Annotated in this window: 17 protein-coding genes; 11 read left to right on the top strand and 6 right to left on the bottom strand. The window is 34.3% G+C overall.

Annotation, left to right across the window (positions count from 1 at the left end; genetic code table 11):
* Positions 1–81 precede the first annotated feature (81 nt).
* The 3 genes from tsaE to G5V56_RS14810 all read left to right on the top strand — a co-directional run bounded on the left by tsaE (position 82) and on the right by G5V56_RS14810 (position 1,308).
* A complete protein-coding gene (tsaE, locus tag G5V56_RS14820; protein ID WP_166966493.1) occupies positions 82–510 on the top strand; it encodes a tRNA (adenosine(37)-N6)-threonylcarbamoyltransferase complex ATPase subunit type 1 TsaE in 429 nt (142 codons plus the stop codon).
* A 170-nt stretch (positions 511–680) separates the two neighbouring features.
* Positions 681–824, top strand: coding sequence for a hypothetical protein (locus tag G5V56_RS14815; protein ID WP_166966491.1), 144 nt, complete (start codon positions 681–683; stop codon positions 822–824).
* The gene (locus G5V56_RS14810) at positions 787–1,308 is read left to right on the top strand and encodes a hypothetical protein (protein WP_240911338.1); all 522 of its coding nucleotides are present in this window, start codon (positions 787–789) and stop codon (positions 1,306–1,308) included. The genes G5V56_RS14815 and G5V56_RS14810 overlap by 38 nt, the downstream gene beginning before the upstream one ends.
* Here G5V56_RS14810 and G5V56_RS14805 read toward each other — a convergent pair whose 3' ends face one another.
* Positions 1,309–3,741 (bottom strand): TonB-dependent receptor domain-containing protein, encoded by a 2,433-nt coding sequence (locus tag G5V56_RS14805; RefSeq protein ID WP_166966487.1) that lies wholly within the window; start codon positions 3,739–3,741, stop codon positions 1,309–1,311.
* 189 nt (positions 3,742–3,930) lie between these two features.
* On the opposite strand from G5V56_RS14805, the gene G5V56_RS14800 reads away from it, so the two are divergent.
* The 4 genes from G5V56_RS14800 (at position 3,931) to G5V56_RS14785 (ending at position 7,319) form a co-directional block, all read left to right on the top strand.
* Entirely contained in the window at positions 3,931–5,130 is a 1,200-nt protein-coding gene (locus G5V56_RS14800) for an alanine dehydrogenase (RefSeq protein WP_166966485.1), read from the top strand.
* A gap of 37 nt (positions 5,131–5,167) precedes the next feature.
* Complete coding sequence (locus G5V56_RS14795) at positions 5,168–5,539, top strand: hypothetical protein (RefSeq protein ID WP_166966483.1); 372 nt, start codon at positions 5,168–5,170, stop codon at positions 5,537–5,539.
* A gap of 4 nt (positions 5,540–5,543) precedes the next feature.
* Positions 5,544–6,137 (top strand): sugar transferase, encoded by a 594-nt coding sequence (locus G5V56_RS14790; RefSeq protein ID WP_206285910.1) that lies wholly within the window; start codon positions 5,544–5,546, stop codon positions 6,135–6,137.
* A gap of 111 nt (positions 6,138–6,248) precedes the next feature.
* On the top strand, positions 6,249–7,319 hold the full coding sequence (locus tag G5V56_RS14785; RefSeq protein WP_166966481.1) for an SDR family NAD(P)-dependent oxidoreductase: 1,071 nt from the start codon (positions 6,249–6,251) through the stop codon (positions 7,317–7,319).
* Here G5V56_RS14785 and G5V56_RS14780 read toward each other — a convergent pair.
* A complete protein-coding gene (locus tag G5V56_RS14780; RefSeq protein ID WP_166966773.1) occupies positions 7,316–8,485 on the bottom strand; it encodes a proline dehydrogenase family protein in 1,170 nt (389 codons plus the stop codon). The two genes, G5V56_RS14785 and G5V56_RS14780, sit on opposite strands and share 4 nt — an antisense overlap.
* A 102-nt stretch (positions 8,486–8,587) precedes the next feature.
* On the opposite strand from G5V56_RS14780, the gene aroB reads away from it, so the two are divergent.
* Both aroB and G5V56_RS14770 read left to right on the top strand, forming a co-directional pair.
* Entirely contained in the window at positions 8,588–9,655 is a 1,068-nt protein-coding gene (gene aroB, locus G5V56_RS14775; protein ID WP_166966479.1) for a 3-dehydroquinate synthase, read from the top strand.
* Between the two features lie 220 nt (positions 9,656–9,875).
* Positions 9,876–10,187, top strand: a complete 312-nt coding sequence (locus G5V56_RS14770; protein ID WP_166966477.1) for a hypothetical protein — start codon at positions 9,876–9,878, stop codon at positions 10,185–10,187.
* A gap of 651 nt (positions 10,188–10,838) precedes the next feature.
* On the opposite strand, the gene G5V56_RS14765 is transcribed toward G5V56_RS14770, so the two are convergent.
* Genes G5V56_RS14765 through G5V56_RS14750 form a run of 4 tightly spaced genes read right to left on the bottom strand, consistent with a single transcriptional unit; the run spans position 10,839 to position 17,138 of the window.
* Entirely contained in the window at positions 10,839–13,235 is a 2,397-nt protein-coding gene (locus G5V56_RS14765) for a GumC family protein (protein ID WP_166966475.1), read from the bottom strand.
* A gap of 8 nt (positions 13,236–13,243) precedes the next feature.
* A complete protein-coding gene (locus G5V56_RS14760; protein ID WP_240911336.1) occupies positions 13,244–14,020 on the bottom strand; it encodes a polysaccharide biosynthesis/export family protein in 777 nt (258 codons plus the stop codon).
* Positions 14,021–14,055: 35 nt separating this feature from the next.
* On the bottom strand, positions 14,056–16,011 hold the full coding sequence (locus G5V56_RS14755) for a polysaccharide biosynthesis protein (protein ID WP_166966473.1): 1,956 nt from the start codon (positions 16,009–16,011) through the stop codon (positions 14,056–14,058).
* Positions 16,008–17,138, bottom strand: a complete 1,131-nt coding sequence (locus G5V56_RS14750) for an aminotransferase class I/II-fold pyridoxal phosphate-dependent enzyme (RefSeq protein WP_166966471.1) — start codon at positions 17,136–17,138, stop codon at positions 16,008–16,010. The genes G5V56_RS14755 and G5V56_RS14750 overlap by 4 nt, the downstream gene beginning before the upstream one ends.
* Positions 17,139–19,075: 1,937 nt before the next feature.
* Here G5V56_RS14750 and G5V56_RS14745 point away from each other — a divergent pair.
* Both G5V56_RS14745 and G5V56_RS14740 read left to right on the top strand, forming a co-directional pair.
* Positions 19,076–20,071: an SDR family oxidoreductase gene (locus G5V56_RS14745; RefSeq protein WP_166966469.1), complete on the top strand. Its 996-nt coding sequence runs from the start codon at positions 19,076–19,078 to the stop codon at positions 20,069–20,071.
* Positions 20,072–20,438: 367 nt separating this feature from the next.
* On the top strand, positions 20,439–21,719 hold the full coding sequence (locus G5V56_RS14740) for a nucleotide sugar dehydrogenase (protein ID WP_166966467.1): 1,281 nt from the start codon (positions 20,439–20,441) through the stop codon (positions 21,717–21,719).
* The last annotated feature ends 37 nt before the right edge of the window (positions 21,720–21,756 follow it).

Genomic DNA, 21,756 nt, shown 5'->3' with positions numbered 1-21,756 from the left:
GTATAACGCAAAAAACATCGATGAAATACATAAATTATTAGGTTTTTTCAAAAATTAATACTAATATTGTACAAAAATTAAATGCAGTACACCTTAAATTCGATTCATGAGGTCGCTAAACAGATTATTACCTGTTTAAACTCAAAAATCATAATTATATATGGTGATATGGGGGCTGGAAAAACAACGTTGATAAAAGCGTTGGTTAAAGCATTGGGAAGTGATGACGAGGTAAGTAGTCCAACGTTTTCGATAGTTAATGAATACACAATGAAAGATGACACTATTTTTCATTTTGATTTATATAGAATTAAAGATTTAGAAGAAGCTTACAATTTTGGTATTGAAGATTATATATTTTCTAAGTATTGGGTAATTATAGAATGGCCAGAAATTGTTGAAAGTGTGCTTCCTGATAAAATTGATAGAATAGATTTAGCGTTACAATCAGATAATTCTAGATTGTTAAAGTTGAATTTTAAAACAGATATTGATAAGCAAATATGCTGATTTTTATAGCTAATAAACAAAATAGCGCTCCAAATTTTGAAGGTTTACGGTAAAGCCACAACGTCAAATTTTAAAATCTATTGTTTTTAACATAATTTTAACATTTTCGAAAAATCTTCAAGACACTTTTAGTTACTTTTGAGGTATTAATTAATTAATCCCTTAAAATTATGAAAACTAAAAAGTATGTAATTGCACTAGCAATTTTCGGAGGTATGTTGTTTACAGCTTATGCAGCTAACACAATGAACCAAGATGGAAACCAAACCGCCAAAGTTGAAAAAGCAAGAGTTAAAATTCCAATTTGCGGATAAAAGAAGTTTAATAATAGGGAGTATTATTGCAACTATAATAGCAATGACACCCTATTTATTTTATTTATATGAAAGTGTTCCAGATGTTAAAGTTTGGAACACTTTTTTATTTACCTATAGAAGTGGATATTATGAAAGCGCAAATATTAGCATATGGGTTTTAAGTAGTAAGATAATACCTTTATTACTTCTTTTTATTTGGTTTTTTACGTGTCGACACTGGTGGTTTCATGCGCTTTTAGTTCCAATAGCCATGTACAGTTATCAAATATTTTTTACATTAAAACAGGATTTAGAATATGTTGATAGCAATCAGCTTATTTATTTAATCCCTATTATGGCAATCATAGTGCCTTCTATCTATTTAATTAGAGCACAAATTTTTAATAAAATCAATGATGCCACGAAATCTTTACAAGAATTAGAAGATGAATTTAAGGTATCCCCTAAATCCTTTTGGGATAAGATTAAACAATATTTTTAACTAGTTAGAATTTTTATTTAAGCGATCTCTCTCCTCCAACTCAATATCTTTTTGATTCGTTTTTAAATGGATATTTCCAAACTTGTAGTTAAATCCCACTGTAAATAAGCGATTTTCAAATCTCGATTTTAAATAATAATCCTGATTTAAATAATCATTGGTTTGTGTGAAGTTTTGAGTATTAAATACATCAGTAACACCAACGCTTAAGGATCCTCTATTATCCCACAACGTCTTTTTTAAATTAATAGTAAGCCCATGTCGACTTGTAATATTAGATGGACCATTTACAATAGGTGAGATATACAAATACGAGATATCAGCTAGTAAACTTTTGTCCTTAAGAAAGGAAAAATAATTAATTAGTTGGGAGTAAAATGACCATCTATTATTAGTCACTAATTGATTATTGATATCCTGGGCATAAAATTGATTGTCTTCATGAAACAACGAGGATAACAAATACATATTCCAATTTGTCGCTATCTTAGTATAGGTTGTAAAGTCTAATCCGTAAGAAATATTTTGATTAATATTGGTATTATTATATGTAATTAAATTTTCAACATTGTCTTGTAAAATAATCTCCAGTGTTGGGTCGTTTTCGTATCTGTAATAAGCTTCAAACGTATATTTTCTATTAAAGGTGTATCCTAAAGTAAACACATCATCAATTTCTGGTTTTAAATTAGGATTACCAACTGAATAAGCGTTATCATTTAAAAAATACTTAAACGGATTCAACTCACTATATCGTGGCCTGTATATACGTCTGTTATAATTAAAATAAAGTTCATGATGGTCATTAAAACGATGTAAGATATAGAACGACGGAAACAATTTCAGATAATCAGTATTATTTATTTGACTAGTAGCTAATGAGTTTCCTTGAATGTCTGTGTATTCTGAACGAAGTCCTAACTTTAAACTCCATGAATTCCAATCTTTAGAAAAACTTGCATAAGCAGCATAGTTCTTTTCATCATATAAAAAGGTGTCAGAATTCTCTAAATCTTCTTCTTTAGTGCCATTAACAAAAGTAAATTGATTTAATATACTTTTAGAATCAATACTAGAAACTTTAAATCCTGATTCAAATTGAGCAGAGTTATCAATAGGTAATTCATAATCGATTTGACCCGTGTATAATTTAATTTTTTGACTCGAGTATGTTTGGAATTTATTATTTCTAAAGGCATCTGCTGCATTGGGTAAAAAATAATCAGTATCTACATTTTGATAACTTGAAAAATCATAATCTGTATAGTGCGTATTTACTGAAATTTTCTCACCTTCTTTGTCAAATTTATGCACATAATCTAAATTAAAAGATAGGTTATACGTTTCATCAACTAACTTATTCGACGTATGAAACGTAGAATCTAAAACTTTATTAGAGTTAAAAACATCGGTTAAAGAATTAACAGAGGTCTTAGTATGATCTCTAGGCGCGATAAGCATATTAGTTGAAACGCTCAACGTATTACGCTCATCAATTTTAAAATCAATATTAGCATTAACCGTTTGGTTCATCGTTTCCCTTGTTCTTTTAAAGTCTGTTTCCCAGCTAGAAAAAATTTGATTATTATCTATAAAATTAACAACCTCGTTATTATGTCTAAAGTCTTTTCTCGGACTTATACTATAATTTACATATGCATCGATAACCTCCGTTTTAAAAAAATGACTTGTACCTAAAGCATATTTAGGATATTCAGAGCCTTGTTTATAGGAACCAAAAACACTGCCGTTATAGCCTGGTAATAAACTCTTACTCATCACGATATTAAGAACAGAACCACCTTCTGCTTCATATTTGGCTGGTGGATTGGTAATCACTTCAATAGATTTAACACTTGAAGCGGACGTACCTTCTAGTAACTGCTGAATTTCATTGGCCGACAAATGTACTTTCCGGTCATTAATATAAACCGTAGGTGTACTATTTTTTATCGTAATGGCATCGTTATACACCAAAACGCCAGGGGTGTTTTTTAAAACATCTAAAACATTACCATTGGAGAGCGTGCTATTCTCAACATTAAAAACTAAACGATCAACCAAGCGCTTTAACGTGGGTCTTTTAGCTGTAACAGTCACTCCCTCTAAATTTTGCAATTGCTCCTTAAGGATGATTGGTTTATAATTAAGGTTGCTGTGCAACGAAATAGTATCTCTATACGTTTCATAACCTAAGAAACTAACCTCTAACATGTAATTATCGGCTTTCAAACCTTCAAACTTAAAAATACCGTTATCATCTGTTGTGGTACCTTTGATAAAATTTGAATCTGACACGGATGTTATGATAACATTTGAGAATACGATAGGAGCATTATGTTCGTCTTTTATAGAACCATTTAAACTGAGTTCTTGGGCGTTGCAAATAAATGGACTTATAATAAAAAGAGATAATAATAATCTTACAAACATATATTTAAAACTAAGTAACAAACATAAAATAATTAAATTAAAAATCATTGTGGATTTAGCGTAATGGTTAATAAAATCTTACATTTTGTTTATATAATTATCATTTATTCCGATGAAATGCATCATTTTATTTTAAACATTCAAATTTTTATTCGTAATTTGATTTTTTATTAAACGCATTAAATACGTATGTCTAAATCGCTATCTCCTTTTACAAAACAGCAGCTTTTACCGCAAGAAGAGACTCTTGAAATTTTTAAACGTAAAGGCGAATTATTTATTGGTATCCCCAAGGAAACAGCTTTTCAGGAAAAACGGGTTTGCTTAACACCCGATGCGGTATCTGCATTGGTTAATAACGGCCATAGAGTACTTTTAGAGGCTGGTGCTGGTATTGGCGCTAGTTTTAGTGATAAAGATTATAGCGAAGCAGGTGCCGAAATTACAAAAGACACAGCTAAGGTTTATGCATGCCCTATGATTTTAAAAGTTGAGCCACCAAGTTTGGAACAAATTAAACTTTTGAATCCACAGACCATCTTAATTTCTGCGTTGCAACTAAAAACGCAAAGCAAAAAATATTTTGAAGCGTTAGCATCAAAACGAATTACTGCCTTAGCTTTTGAATTTATTAGAGACGAAGATGGCTTATACCCTGCCGTAAGATCCTTAAGTGAAATAGCAGGAACAGCCTGTGTTTTAATAGCTTCCGAACTCTTATCAAATAGTTCTGAAGGTAATGGTTTAATGTTTGGTAATATTAGTGGAGTGCCTCCGGTAGAAGTGGTTATTATTGGTGCAGGTACGGTTGGAGAGTTTGCAGCACGAAGCTCTATTGGTTTAGGGGCTAATGTAAAAATTTTTGATAATTCACTTTCAAAACTACGCCGAATTCAAACCAACCTAGGTAGAACCTTGTCTACTTCTACCCTTCAGCCAAAAAATCTAACCAAAGCCTTAAAACGTTGCGATGTGGTGATTGGAGCCGTTAGAGGAACCAACAGAGCACCTATAGTCGTCACAGAATCTATGGTCGAATCTATGAAAAAAGGTTCCATAATTATAGATGTGAGCATCGATATGGGCGGCTGTTTTGAAACGAGTGAAGTCACTACTCATAAAAATCCTACATTTGTAAAACATGATGTCATTCACTATTGCGTACCAAATATACCTGCAAGATACTCCAGAACGGCATCAGTATCAATAAGTAACATTTTTACGCCTTACCTATTAAAAATCGCGGATGACGGCGGCATTGAAAATTCTTTACGATTTGACAAAGGTTTAAAAAATGGATTGTATTTTTACCACGGTATTTTAACCAATAAATCTGTTGGAGAGTGGTTCGATTTAAAACATAGCGATATCAATTTGCTTATTTTTTAATCGTTAAAACATCCGCATTAAATTTCTTATTTTAAAAATGACATTATTACAACGTGTTGGATATTATCTTGGAGGGTTTTCCATGGGCTTAATTATTTTAGCCTTCTTTTTAAACGGTAAACATGTGTCTTGTAGTTATGGGCCTGAGGCCAGAGTTTTAAAAGATATAAGCACAAAAAAAGTAGTTTATAATGAAGCTGTGACTGAAGCTATTTCAAATCAAACAATAGATTCAACAACCATTGCACAAATCCTAGCAAATGGCAGTATTAGTTTTTCTGATAGTCAAGCCAGAAAAAAACCGTGCGGAATTTATGCTATTGAAGGAACAAACGACCAAAAAAACATTGTGTTATCTGTTGAAAATTGCGACAGTATTGCAACCGTTTTAAAGATTACCATGAAATAACTATATGATAAAGCGTGGTTTTGATTGTGTCGTGTCTTTAGTAAGCCTTATCATCCTCGCTCCTGCTCTGCTTGTCATTGCGCTTATGATTAAGTTAGACTCCAAAGGCCCCGTATTATTTATACAGCCAAGAGTCGGCTTAAATAATGTCGATTTCAACATCTTTAAATTTAGAACGATGTATTTGGAGTCTGATAAACAAGGCTTATTAACCTTAGGAAATAAAGATTCAAGAATTACCAACGTTGGTTATTTTTTGCGTCGTTACAAAATTGATGAATTCCCTCAACTGCTGAACGTTTTAAAAGGCGATATGAGCTTTGTTGGACCACGACCAGAGTTACGAAAATATGTGAATTATTACAGTAAAGACGATTTAATTGTCTTTACGGTAAGACCAGGGATTACAGGACTCGCCTCCATAGAATTTAGAAATGAAGTAGAACTTCTCAAAGCAGCAGAGGACCCAGAGCAGTATTTTATTCATACTATTATGCCTAAAAAGCTAAGTCTTAACAAACAATATATACAAAAACGTCATTTCTTTTTTGATTTGAAATTGATAGGAATCACGATCATTAGAGTACTTACAAAATAGACTAGTTTCTAAATATTTGTAATAATTTGGTATTAGGTATACACCAAAAAATTTTATAATTTGCATACGTTAGTTATCCTAATATAACACCTTTTTTACTAAACCCAGTCTATGAATGAAACCAACTCGAATCGAATCAAAAATTTATTAAATGAGTTCGATAATATTCTTAGCATTCAGAATAGCCTTGTATTAGATTTTGATTTTGCAAACGAAACTATTTTAATTACGGGGGCAGCAGGAACTATTGGTAGCGGTTTAGCTAAATTATTAATACGCTATCCTGTCAAACATCTTATCCTCCTTGATAACGCAGAAACTCCACTGTACTATTTGCAAAATGACCTAGAACAGCTATCAAAACAAAATATATCTATTGTATTATCTGACATTCGGGATGAAGAGCCTATAGTTGATTTATTTAAGACCTTAAAGCCATCCATTATTTTTCATACAGCAGCCTATAAGCATGTGCCTTTAATGGAGTCTAATCCTTATGAAGCGGTTAAAATAAATATTTTTGGCACCAAATTATTAGCTGATTTAGCAATACAATATCAGACTAAAAAGATGGTTTTTATTTCTACAGATAAAGCGGTACATCCAATAAGTGTGATGGGCATGACGAAACGTATTGCCGAGATGTATTTAGAACATATCAATAAAACACATAAAACACAATTTGTAATTACTAGGTTCGGAAATGTTTTGGGCTCCAATGGATCATTAATTCCGTTATTTAAAAAACAAATAGAGCGAGATCATGCCATTACGGTTACAGATAGCGACGTATCAAGATATTTTATTAATAAAGATAAAGCCTGTCAGCTTATTTTAAAAATAGCACATAATGATGATTGGGAGTATCCTATATTGACGTTTGATATGGGAGAGCCTATAAAAGTTTTAGACCTTGCTAAAACATTTATCAAACTATACCATACCAATACGGATAATGAGATAGCAATTAAACTCATAGGTCTTAGACCTGGTGAAAAACTTCATGAAGACATCATTGCTAATAACGAGCAATTAAAGCCAACCCGCCATCAAGACATACTCTACGTGGTTAAAAATCAGGAAACGCACTCTAAATCACTTGATTTAAGCTCTTTACAAGCGATTACCCCCTATCAAAAGCCTTCAGAAATTAAGGCACTCTTATCAACCTATTGCGATTAATTGAGCTTTCTACGTTTCCTTTCTTTACTTAATAAGGTTAATTCACGCCCTGTTTGTCCAGCTACTGAGGTATTTTCTTCGGCTCTTCTAATTAAATAAGGCATCACATCTCTAACAGGACCAAAAGGAATATATTTCGCAACATTATAACCTCTCTCTGCTAAATTAAACGTAATATGATCACTCATACCATAAAGCTGACCAAACCAAACGCGATCATCATTATTTTTAAATCCTTTTTCAGCCATAAGCTGCATCATTTTATAAGAACTGTCTTCATTATGTGACCCTAAAAATATGGACATATCTTCAATATGATCCAACATATAAGCAACAGCAGCATTAAAATTAGTATCTGTTGCTTCTTTACTACTACACATAGGTGTTGGGTAGCCCTTATCTTTAGCACGCTCATTTTCTTTTTCTAAATAGGCACCTCTAACCAATTTGTAACCTAAATAATACCCGTTCTCTTTAGCTAGTTGATGTTCTTGCTTTAAAAAGTCTAATCTATCGGTTCGATACATTTGCAACGTATTAAATACAATCGGTTTTTCTGTATTATATTTATGCATCATTTTGGTAACCAAATCATCAGAGGCTTTTTGCATCCAGCTTTCTTCAGCATCAATAAGTACCTCAATATCGTGTTCTTTCCCTTTTTTACAAACCATATCATATCTATAGACAACTTGTTCCCACTCCTCCTGCTCCTTAGCGGTAAGAGAGTCTCCTTTTGATAGTTTTTCAAATAGTTTAAACCGACCAAAACCAGTAGGTTTAAAAACAGCAATGGGCATAGCAGGTCGTTCATTGGCGAAATCCATAATCTTCAAAGTGGTATGCATAGCAGCATCAAATTCTTTAGCACTTTCCTTGCCTTCAGCAGAGAAATCTAAAACCGAACTCACCCCCTTTTCATACAACCTGTCAATCACTGGTAAACAATCTTCTTCATTGACACCACCACAAAAGTGATCAAAAACAGTCGACCGAATAAGTCCCTCTATAGGCAAATGAGCCTTAATAGCAAGGTTGGTCGCGACAGAACCTATTTTAACAAGGGGTTCTATAGAGATCATTTTAAATAAAAAATAAGCGCGTTCAAGCTCAGAATCACTTTTAAGAGAAAAAGCAACTTCAGTATTTTCAAAGATGTGATCGATTTTCATATTGATATAAAATTAATGTAAAGATAATTATTGTTCAATTATCATTTTATATAAAATCTCCTTAATTTCACACCGTAAATTATTTTTTTTTATGTTATGAATTCTATTACCGCAAATAACTCAACTATACATTTTAATAAAACGTGCTATTCGTCTTTAAATAAGCATATTAAAGAATCTAATTTTTCTAATATTTTTGTTTTAGTTGATGAAAACACCCATGAATTATGTTTGCCCATTTTGTTAAATCAATTGGAAACAACAAGTACAATAGAAATTATAGAAATTGAGGCGGGTGAAATTCACAAAACCATTGAGACCTGTCTAGGCGTTTGGAGTACGCTGTCTGATTTTGATGGCGATAGAAAAAGCTTACTTATCAATGTTGGTGGAGGTGTTATCACAGATTTAGGAGGGTTTGTAGCCTCTACCTTCAAACGCGGTATAGCCTATATTAACATACCTACTACCCTATTATCTATGGTCGATGCCTCTGTAGGAGGTAAAACGGGTGTCGATTTAGGAACCTTAAAAAACCAAATAGGTGTTATTAGTACTCCTGATTTAGTACTTATTGATACACAATACCTAAAAACCTTACCGCAAAATCAAATGCGCTCTGGATTGGCTGAAATGCTGAAACATGGTTTGATTAGTGATGAGTCTTATTGGAATAAATTTACAAAGCTATCAGACATGTCATTTGATAATTTAGATGAATTGATTTATAAATCCATTCTAATCAAAAAGAACGTGGTTGATGTCGATCCTTATGAAAATAATCTTCGCAAAACCTTGAATTTTGGTCATACCCTCGGTCACGCGATTGAATCCTATTGTTTAAGCAATCCAAATAAAAAAGAATTGTTACACGGTGAAGCTATAGCCATAGGTATTGTGTTGGCTAGTTACATCTCATCGCAACTAGTCGGACTTCCATTACAAACAGCAAACGACATTAAAACTGTTTTTAACAAATATTACGGCGTTATAAAGTTTGATGAATCAGATTATGCACCCATTCTAGAGTTGATGAAATATGATAAAAAGAATCATCATGGAAATATAAATTTTGTACTTCTGGAAGCAATAGGAAAGCCTAAAATAGATTGCTTGGTGGATGAATTGATCATCATAGAAGCTTTTAAATTTTATGAATCCTAATAATTTAGAATAAAAAAATAGTTGTAACTTTATAATATCAGCTTTTATAGGGCGTGCCAGTATCTTTTGATGAGTATTCGATATGAAGGCACGACATCTGAACATAAATACGAATTAAAAGATTTACAGATGAAACATCCATGGCTAAATTCATAATCCCATAAGGGAATGATTATATAGATGTTACATGGGATCAATTGAGAAACAATAAATTAAACACATGAAACGAATTATTGTTGATTACAAAAAGTTAACCCCCGAAGTGCTTAAATTGCTAACAGAAAAATATCCTGATGGTTATAGCGATAAAGATATTATTAGGTTTGATAATCATCATAATGAAACCATTGAAGCCGTTGAAATTACAACGGAAGATGCAGATTATTTGGTTAAGGTGAGTAGTAAACTACATTATACCATGATTAATTTTGATAAGGATGATTTTGAAGTCGATGAATTAGGAAACGTGGTAGTCGATCCAGATTTAGAAGACGCTGTAGAATCAGATTTATTCAATGATGATGAAGAATAATCTCCTTTTTTAAATAAAATCAAATTCAGTTATTGGATACTTAAAAACGAGACCTCTACACAACAAAGAAAATAGTTACTTGAAATGTCAGGCTGAGCGCAGTCGAAGCCTATTAACTTCAATAGTAAGTTAATCACAACCAAACCCAACAAAAATTAGTTTCTCTGTCAGGTTGAGCGCAGTCGAAGCCTTTAAAACAATAAAAGCCAACAGCTAAAAGCTAACAACCAACTTCAATGTCAGGTTGAGCGCAGTCGAAACCTATAATAGAATCTATAAACTTTTAATATTCATTAATCACAACCAAAAACACATAAAAATTAGTTACTCTGTCAGGCTGAGCGCAGTCGAAGCCTATCAACCTCAACAGTAAGTTAATCACAACCAAAACCCAATAAAAATTAGTTCAAATGTCAGGTTGAGCACGGTCGAAACCTTTAAAAACAATAAGAGCTAACAACCAACTTCAATGTCAGGTTGAGCGCAGTCGAAACCTATAATAGAATCTATGAACTTTTAATATTCATTAATCACAACCAAAACCCAATAAAAATTAGTTTCTCTGTCAGGCTGAGCGCAGTCGAAGCCTTTAAAAACAATAAGAGCCAACCCACAAACAACTAAAAGCTAGTGGCTAATAGCCAACTAATCTTAACGTTTTGAAAACCATTTAAATAACGGTTTCTTTTTAGGAGCGCCATAATAACCATATTTAGCACCATAGCCAAAATTAGCTTGATCCACATCATTCACAACCAGCATCATACCACGCAGTTTATTATTAGCGTGCAACTCCTTCGCAAACTTTAAAATAGGTTTCTCTGTATACTCTGCACGCGTCATATAAACGGTATGTCCAGCATATTGACTAAACAATAAAGTGTCGGTTACTAACATCGAGGGTGCTGTATCTACTATAACATAATCATATTGCTCAGACACTTTATCAAACAAAGGTTTCATACGCTCACTCATCAACAGTTCTGCAGGATTAGGTGGAACGTTACCAGACAGCATGACATCTATCTTATTATTTTTATCGTCATAAGACGTAATGGTTTCTCCAATAAGAATAGAATCATCAGCTAAATACTCCGTAAGACCAACTTTGGTCACAGCATCTTTTTTCTTCTTTTTTAAAGGTTCTAAATCTATTTTTGGATTTCGTATGTCTGCACCAATTAATAACACTCGCTTATCGGTATTAGCAAAAGTCAATGCCAAATTCATACTAAAAAATGATTTTCCTTCTCCATTAATGGTAGACGTTACAAAAATAACATTATCATAGTCCTTAACATGACGTCCCCGTCTTACATAATCAAAATTAGTTCGGATGATACGAAAGGATTCAGAGAGTAGAGATCTGTCATTGCGTTGCACTAATGGCATATGTTTACTTTTTATTTTAGGAATCTCACCTAAAATAGGAATATTCGTAATAATCGCCTCTAAATCTTCTTTGTTATGGATTTTAGTATCTAATAAATCACTCACATAAATCACGGAAAAGGGTAAAAAGAGCGCTAAGAAAAATGCCCCAATATAGATCATTTTTTTATTGGGCGACACAGGACTACCATAACTATAAGCACTATCAATAATTTTTAGGTTAGGCGACGTTGAGGTTAATGTAATGGCAGCCTCTTCTCGCTTTTGTAGCAAATACAAATACAGAGATTCTTTAATGCCCTGTTTACGTTCTATAGAGCGTAGCTTACGTTCCTGCCCTGGAACCGAATATATTTTTGAATTGATACGATCCGATTGATTTTCAAGACTACCAATTCTAATACGTAAGGACTTTGCAGCATTTTCAATATTTTGACGTAAACTTTGTCTTATGCTGTTTAAAGATTGGTCTAACTCTACAACCACTAAGTTTTTTTCACCAGCACTTCGTAAAAGGCGTTCTCTATTGGCTAACAACTCACTATAACGAGCAGCAAGCGCGCTAATAGCTGGGTCCCCAGATCCTAAATTAGCTGGAATAGGTTCAAAAGAGGAGTTGTCATCGCCTAGGGATTCTTCCATATAATTAAGAACCCGTAACTGAGTTTTACTTTCATCTAACACTTGTTGGTTTTGGGTACTTGAACTTAAAAACTGACCCGCTTCAGAGGAAACATCCGTAATTTTATTACCCGTTTTAAATCGAACAATACTATCATCCACATTCACTAAATCAGAGGCGATGAGCTGGATACGATTATCAATAAACTCAGAGGTATTTTTAGAGCGGATATTTTTGATATAAGACGTATAAACGTCATATTCACTAATTAAGGTATTAATAATATCGATGGCTCTGTCCGTAATAGCATCATCCAAACTAATAGACAACACTTTTGATGATTTAGCCGATTGATACACAGAGATAGAATTTCGTAAACGCTCGGTAACTTGATCTAAAGGTGTTAATTGAATTCTTAAATTGCGTCCTTTTAAAGAGGTCTCGGACTCTGTTTTTGGCGTTATAATCATGCCTCCAAAAGGCGTCGGTATAGTTTCACCAAAAACCACTTTTTTAGGCGTGTCCTCTTCATTAATACGATAATTAAAACCCGAATCAGAGTCAATGTCAATATAAAAGTTAAAACGTGTCGTGTTAATAATAGAATCTGAAGCAATAAAATTAATAGCGATTGGGATGTTTTTATATAACTCAGTTTCTAACACACGACCCTGTGTAAAATAGCGTAGATTTAAATTGAGTTTATCTGCCACTTCGTTAAGCACGCCTCGAGAGGTAAACACTAAAATTTCATCTTCTATTTTAGCATCTTCATTTTCCGAAAATAAAGATAAATCTTTAAAAACAGCACTGGGGTCTGAGGCATCTTTTTCACTAATCAACATAATATTCGCTGTAGCTTCATATTGAGGGATTTGATAGCGTAAATAAAAATACGCCAGGCCTACAAAAAGAAGGGTGGTCAACAAAAACCAAGACCACTTTTTAGTATATAATGAAATAGTTTTCTTAAGATTAAAACTTTCAGAAGATTGTGGTGCATCCATCATAGGAATCGGATTATCTGATATCATACATACATCTAATTTCTGGTTACAAATATAAGGGCTGTTGTGAGTATAAAAGACGTAATACTTATAATCGTTCCAATTCGTGTATCCCCTGAAGCACTACTAATAGCAGAATTATTAGGTTCTACATAAACCACATCGTTTTGGGTTAAATAATACACTGGAGAATTAAACACCTCTTTATTGGTTAAATCAACTCGGGTATACGTTTTCGTTCCATTAAAGTCTCTAATCACTAAAATATTATCGCGACGCCCTTTAATATTTAAATCACCTGCTAAACCTAAGGCCTCCATAATCGTGATGCGTTCCCCTGAAATGGTATAGGTGCCTGGATTATTCACAGCACCTAAAACAGAAATTCTGAAGTTAAGAATACGAATATTAACAATAGGATCTTTTAAATAGCCATCCGATAATTTTTGTTTAATCAATTCTTTAGCTTCTTCCACGGTCAATCCCAACAATTTAACTTTCCCCAACACAGGGAAATCTATATTCCCATCAATATCTATTAAATAATCAATAAGTTGACCAGAGCTTCCAGTTGATTTAATCAAATTAAACGGTTTACTTGCTTCCATATCAAAAGTAGACACATAAATACTCACAATGTCATTTACTTTTAAACGGGGGGTAAATGTATCGGTATCAACAATGGTTTCAAAATTTTTAGCATTTTGAAAATACACCACATCCTGTTTGGTCGCGCAAGACGATACTAGGAGTCCAATAACAACCAACATCCAAAGGGTTGTTCGTTTTTTTAAAAGAGATAATCCTGTCATGTTATATTTGGGGGAATTTATAATAGCGATAAGAATTAATTAATATTTATAAAGGTTTTATCAACCGTATTAGAAAGAATATCTTTTGCCTTTTCATGCACACGAACTCGTCTGTCAAATTTCTCAAAATCAGAATTATTAGACTTGTATTCAGGAATAAGCTGTTTCATCTTCAATACAATATTATTATTTTGAAAACGATTGGTGATACATAACGACTCAATAGCAGCTTTTACTTTTTCATGATCTAACTCCCTAGTTTTACTAATCATTATTTTCTTATGATAGGTTGATAAGGTATTCTCTCCGTTAGCCAACAATTCCTCATATAATTTTTCACCTGGACGTAAGCCGGTAATTTTAATATCAATATCTTCTGGAAAACGTAAGCCCGACAATTTAATCATATTTAAGGCAAGATAATAAATCTTAACAGATTCACCCATATCAAAAATAAATATTTCACCACCTTTACCCATAGTGCCTGCTTCCAAAACCAACTGCGATGCTTCTGGAATCGTCATAAAATATCGCGTGATATCTTTATGAGTCAAGGTTAATGGTCCGCCATTTTCAATTTGCTTTTTAAACAACGGAATCACAGAACCATTAGAGCCCAAGACATTCCCAAACCGCGTGGTGATAAACTTGGTTTTGCTTTCTTTTTGAAGACAACTAATATACATTTCTGCCAAACGCTTCGTAGCCCCCATCACACTGGTAGGGTTCACAGCTTTATCAGTCGACACAAATACAAACTTTTTAACATTATATCTGGACGCTATATCCGCTAAAATTTTGGTACCATTCACGTTGATTTTAATGGATTCATAAGGCGAGGCCTCCATCAAAGGCACATGCTTATAGGCTGCTGCATGAAATACCATCGTAGGCTTAAATTCTTGAAAAATACCATCTATTCTCAAACCGTCACGGATATCAGCCACAATCGATGTAAAATTATGCTTCCCTTGTCGTTTTAAGTCTTGTTCTAAATCGTATAAAGGCGATTCGGCCTGATCGATAAGTATTAAATGTTTCAAATCATAGTTTGATAGTTGGTTGACCAACTCACTGCCTATAGATCCTGCAGCACCGGTAACCACAATGGTTTCTCCATTAAACTCCTGTTTTAAATTAGGGTTGTCAATTTGAATCGGCGCACGCCCTAAAAGATCTTCTATTTGGAAGGTTTTAATTTGACTCGTACTTAATTCACCATTAATCCATTGTTCTACAGGGGGAACTTTAGTCACTTTAATATTGGAATCCACCGAATTTTCTACTAAATGAATAAGCTTATCGGTCGAAGAGGTTTGCGTAGCGACCACGATTTCATCAATTTGATGTGTTTTTAAAAACGCCTGCGTTATTTTATTGTACGATAAAATAGGCACGCCATCAATCAATTTTCCTTTTTTTACCGGACTATCGGCAATAAAACCAACCACACTAAATCGGGTTTTCATATTTGTTACCAAGGCATTATATGTGGTAATAGCCGCATCATCAGCCCCATAAATAAGAACGCGCTTAGACGAATTAAAACGACACTTAGCATATCTAAAAGCGATCTTAAACAACAAGCGACTAGAGCTTAATGCCATAAAACTTAACATCGCATGAATCACAATAATCGATAAAGGAATCGTAAATTTTGGAACAAGTCCCGTTAGTCTATTTAAAACCACTAAAAACACGGCAATAAAAGACATCAAGGTGATAGATTTAAACAAATTAATAACATCTGTAAATCCAGTATGGCGAATCACACTTTTAAAAGAGCCGACAATTAAAAAACTAAGAGCCGCAATGCTTACAATCGCAGGGACTTGTATCAAAAGCGCCTGAACATCAAAATCTAACGTAAAGTTAAATCTAATGAGATAGGTAAGTAAAAATGTAACAACAATTAAACTTAAATCTATAGCCAAAACAAGCCATTTTGAGGCATATTTTTGTGAGTAGTACGCTAGGTAATTTTTAATCATGATGAGAGAGTATTTAATATGATTTGCAGGACACGATCTAAATCGTCTTGTGTTAAATTGGAACCACTAGGCAAACAGAGCCCATGGTTAAATAAATGTTCTGAAACCCCATTGGTATACGATGCTGTGTTGCTAAACACAGGCTGTAAATGCATGGGTTTCCATAAAGGTCTGGATTCTATATCATCCGCTAATAAAGCCAAACGAACGGTTTCACGTTGCTCATACGAATCAAAAATCACACAAGTCAACCATCGGTTCGCAAAAAAACCTTCTGGTTCTTCTAAAAACTGTATGGAGTTAAAGGAGGATAACTGTGTTTTATAAAACTGATAGTTGGCTCTTCTGGCTCGAACACGCTCATCAAGGACTTCCATTTGCCCCCGACCTATGCCAGCCAACACATTACTCATTCTGTAATTATAACCAACAACAGAATGTTCATAATGGGGCGCCGCATCACGAGCTTGTGTCGATAAAAATACAGCACGTTGCTTAAGCGCTATATCTTTGGTTATTAAAGCACCACCACCAGAAGTGGTAATGATTTTATTACCGTTAAAGGATAAAATACCAAATTCAGCTAAGGTGCCACATTTTTGTCCAAAATACGTACTCCCTAACGCTTCAGCGCTATCTTCTATGACAGGAATCTCATAGGATTTTGCAATGGCAGTAATCTCACGGGCTTTATAAGGCATACCATACAAATGCACCGCTATAATGGCTTTGGGTTTCTTGTGATGTTTAATCCGATCTTTAATAGCCGTTTCTAAGAGTTCCGGACTCATGTTCCAGGTGTCAGGTTCACTATCAATAAAGATAGGATTCGCTCCTTGATACAGAATAGGATTAGCAGAGGCCGAAAAAGTAAAACTTTGACAGAGTACATCGTCGCCCGGACCAACACCTGCTAATTGTAAGGCTAAATGAATAGCAGCCGTTCCTGAACTCAATACAGCCACGTGCGACTCAGCATCTAAGTAGGTTTCAATCGCTTTTTCAAAACCATCTACATGAGGCCCTAAAGGCGCAATCCAATTGGTGTCAAAAGCATCCGCAACATACGCATGCTCTGTTCCACCCATGTGAGGTGATGATAAATATAGTTTGGTCTTTGTCAACATAAAATTAGCAATCATGGTTGTTTGGGCACATTCTCAAACAGGTATTTTTAAACATAACAATAGTAGGGCAACAAACTTTAGTTACCTATCCATTATTATAAATTATACATGTGTTTTGTGAACTCCCCCATTCATAAAAACAAAATCAATTAATTAATTTATTCACTTAAAAATGCCAAATCAAATACTATGTCATAGTGTTATATTAAACATGTAAGCGAATTCATTTGCTATCAATCAATTCAATTTTGAGTTTTACGGTGTAAATTTAGTAATTGTTTTAATGCAACGGTATGAACAAATGGTTAATTCGCTGAAATCCTTGTTAAAATCGGTTAACAGCATGTTCAAAATAATTTTATCTATAACATCAACAGATGGTCGATACTATTTTTATCATTTTAGTGAATACTAAAGAAATAACGCAATAAAATCTGAAATTTCATAACAATCTTCTAATGTTTTGAGCAAAAGCATGGTTTTTTTTGAGTTTTGACATGATGTTGCAATCAGTATCAACAAATAAACAAATCAACAACAAAAACAAAGTATCGAGAACATTGTCAGTTCGAGTGATTTTGGAAGAATGAGAAAATTGTATCGAGAACATTGTCAGTTCGAGTGATTTTGGAAGAATGAGAAAATTGTATCGAGAACAGTTATAGTGCGTCCCTTGCGTTCCTCTAACCGTCTAACCATCCATTATTAATAATAGCCTCACTGAGCGCAGTCGAAGTAAAATAAATGCAAAGCATTCATGAATACCAATTTATTAAATAAAAATACATGAATAATCTTATAAATTGAACTAGGAACTAAATTCTAAAATTCTAACCCTCTAACAATCTAACCAACCGTCATTACGAGCAAAGCGAAGTAATCTTATAAATTGAAATAGAAATTAAATTCTAACCATCTAACCATCTAACCGACCGTCATTACGAGCAAAGCGAAGTAATCTCATCAAACCATCTCTCACCATTCACCACTCCCTCCAAAACAAACAGACTGCCACGTCGTTCCTCCTCGCAGTGACGTAAATACCCGTCATTACGCGCAGCCTGTACTGAGCGCAGTCGAAGTAAAGTAAATGCAAAGCATTCATGAATTCCCATGTATCAAATAAAAATACGTGAATAATCTTATAAATTAAAATAGGAATTAAATTCTAACCATCTAACCATCTAACAATCCACTCACCACTCACTCCAAAACAAACAGACTGCCACGTCGTTCCTCCTCGCAGTGACGTAAATACCCGTCATTACGAGCAAAGTGAAACAAATGCAAAGCATTCATGAATACCGATTTATTAAAATAATAATGCATGAATAACCTCATTGGTTGAGCTCTCTCTTTTACAATGATTAAAATTCTAACTCTCTAACTCTCTAAACATCTAACCTACTCGTCATTACGAGCAAAGCGAAGTAATCTTACTAATTGAACTAGGAACTAAATTCTAAAATTCTAACCCATCTAACAATCTATTCACCTCTCACCTCTCACTCCAAAACAAACAGACTGCCATGTCGTCCCTCCTCGCAGTGACGTAAATACCCGTCATTACGAGCAAAGTAAAGTAAATGCAAAGCATTCATGAATCCCCATGTATCAAAAAAAATACATAAATAATCTCATTGGTTGAGCTCTCTCTTTTACAATGATTAAAATTCTAACTCTCTAACTCTCTAACTCTCTAACCATCTATCTGACCGTCATTACGAGCAAAGCGAAGTAATCTCATTAATTTAACTAGGAATTAAATTCTAAAATTCTACCCTTCTAACCATCTATTCACCAATACACCGACAAAATCACCACATACACCCTTAGCTAAGGACGTTTATCGTAAAAACAAGGACTTCATATAATAATAGTCTAACATTAAGATATTTTTCACATATTTGTGTCGCTATTAACAAAACCCAAATCAAATGACCCAAGAACAACAAGATGTCCTTAAGGGTAAGCAAGTGTTAATTACAGGAGGCGCAGGCTTTATAGGTTCTAACCTCTGTGAGACGCTGCTTAACCATCATATAAAGGTCGTGTGTTTAGATAACTTTTCCACCGGAAAGCGTGAAAACATCCAGCCCTTTCTTGATAATCCAAACTTCAAATTAATCGAAGGCGATATCAGAAACTTAGAGGATTGCCAACAAGCCTGCCATCAGTCAGACTATGTGTTGCATGAAGCGGCTTTAGGCTCTGTGCCACGATCGATTAAAGACCCCATCACCACCAATGCGGTGAATATTTCGGGCTTTTTAAATATGTTGGTAGCAGCCAGAGATGCAGGCGTCAAACGGTTTGTATATGCTGCGAGTTCGTCCACCTATGGCGATCATGAAGCCTTACCTAAAGTAGAAGATGTGATTGGAAAACCCCTGTCTCCTTATGCCATTACCAAATATGTGAATGAATTATACGCCGATATCTTTTACAAAACCTATCAGTTAGATACCATTGGTTTACGGTATTTTAATGTCTTTGGCAAACGTCAGGACCCCGATGGAGCCTATGCAGCAGTCATTCCTAAGTTCGTACAGCAATTAATGAAGCACGAATCCCCTGTGATTAATGGAGATGGGAGTTATTCAAGAGACTTTACCTATATTGATAATGTGGTTCAAATGAATCTATTAGCACTAACCACAACCAATCAAGAAGCGCTCAATCAGGTCTATAATACGGCCTATGGTGATAGAACCACCTTATTACAATTAGTAGAATTATTAAAAGAGTATCTGTCAGAGTTCGATAAGGACATTCAAAACATCCCGATCAAGCACCGTGAAAACCGCGCAGGCGATATTCCACATTCCCTGGCCTCGGTTGATAAAGCAAAACAATTATTAAACTATAACCCCAAATACAATATCCAAAACGGTCTTAAAAAGGCTGTGAGTTGGTATTGGAAAAACATTTAAATAACCTTGTCAGTTCGAGTGATTTTCTGTCAGATTGAGCGCAGTCGAAATCAAAGAAAATCGTATCGATAAAAACAATAAACGAATAAACGCAAAACAAGAAAATTGTATCAAGAACCATATAAACGAATAAACAACAAAAATGTCAGTTCGAGTGATCTACAGAGGAACGACGTAGATTGTATCGAGAACAAATAACCAAATCAACGAATCAACAAATAAACAACATAATGTCAGTTCGAGTGATTTTCGAAAAATGAGAAAATAGTATCGAGAACCTAGTGATTTTCGAAGAATGAGAAAATTGTATCGAGAACAGACACAAACAAATAACTAAATAAACGAATCAACAAAAAAACCCCACCATATGCAAGACATTAAAATCGCCATTATCGGCTTAGGATACGTCGGCTTACCATTAGCAAGATTGTTTGCAACTAAATACGACGTGGTTGGTTTCGATATCAATCAAACCCGCGTCAATGAGTTACAAGCAGGGAAAGATGTCACTCTTGAAGTGGAGGAACATATCTTAAAACCAGCTTTAAAAGAAAAAAACAGTAAAGGGAATGGCTTATGGTGTACAGCTATGCTAGAAGATATCATGGACTGTAATTATTACATCATTACGGTGCCAACGCCAACGGATAAAAATAACAGACCCGATTTAACGCCCTTATATAAAGCCAGTGAAACGGTTGGGAAGGTCTTGAAGAAAGACGATATAGTCATTTATGAATCGACCGTTTACCCTGGAGCAACTGAAGATGACTGTATTCCGGTTTTAGAAAAAGCAAGTGGCTTGCTATTTAATCAAGATTTCTTTGCAGGCTATTCACCAGAACGTATCAATCCAGGTGATAAACTGCATACCGTAGATAAAATATTAAAAGTAACGGCAGGGTCAACCCCTGAGATAGGGAAGAAAGTAAATGACTTATACGCATCAGTCATTACAGCAGGAACACACCTCGCTCCTACTATCAAAGTAGCCGAAGCTGCTAAGGTCATTGAAAACTCGCAACGTGATATCAATATTGCCTTTGTCAATGAGTTGGCTAAAATATTTAATCTGATGGATATTGATACCCACGCGGTTTTAGAAGCGGCAGGTACGAAGTGGAACTTTTTACCCTTTAAACCCGGTTTAGTGGGTGGCCATTGTATTGGGGTCGACCCGTATTACTTAGCCCAAAAAGCACAAGAAGTGGGCTACCATCCAGAAATTATTTTAGCAGGACGTCGCCTTAATGACAGTATGGGCAAATATGTAGCCATGGAGGTTATTAAATTGATGCTACAAAAAGATATCAAAATTAAAGGGGCTAAGATATTAATATTGGGTGTTACGTTTAAAGAAAACTGCCCAGATGTGCGGAACACCAAAGCAGTAGATGTTATTAAAGAACTGCAAAGTTTTGGAACCCAACTCACCATTTTCGATCCCTGGGCAAATCCAGAGGAAGTGATGCATGAGTATGGGTTAATAACTACCAGAGAAGAACCCACTCAGTCTTTTGATGCCGTTGTTTTAACGGTAGCTCATCAGGAGTTTTTAAACTTAAATTTAAAAGCCTTATTAAATACTACGGGCGTCTTATACGATGTTAAGGGGATACTTACTGAGAATGTAGATGGGCGATTATAATATATAAATATTCCAACTAAGTATAATAAAGAGTTTT

Origin of the sequence: Yeosuana marina (assembly GCF_011762485.1) — a bacterium.
Lineage (GTDB): Bacteria > Bacteroidota > Bacteroidia > Flavobacteriales > Flavobacteriaceae > Yeosuana > Yeosuana marina.
The sequence above is the reverse complement of the archived record's forward strand: the minus strand, read 5'-3'. Positions and strand labels throughout refer to the sequence as shown.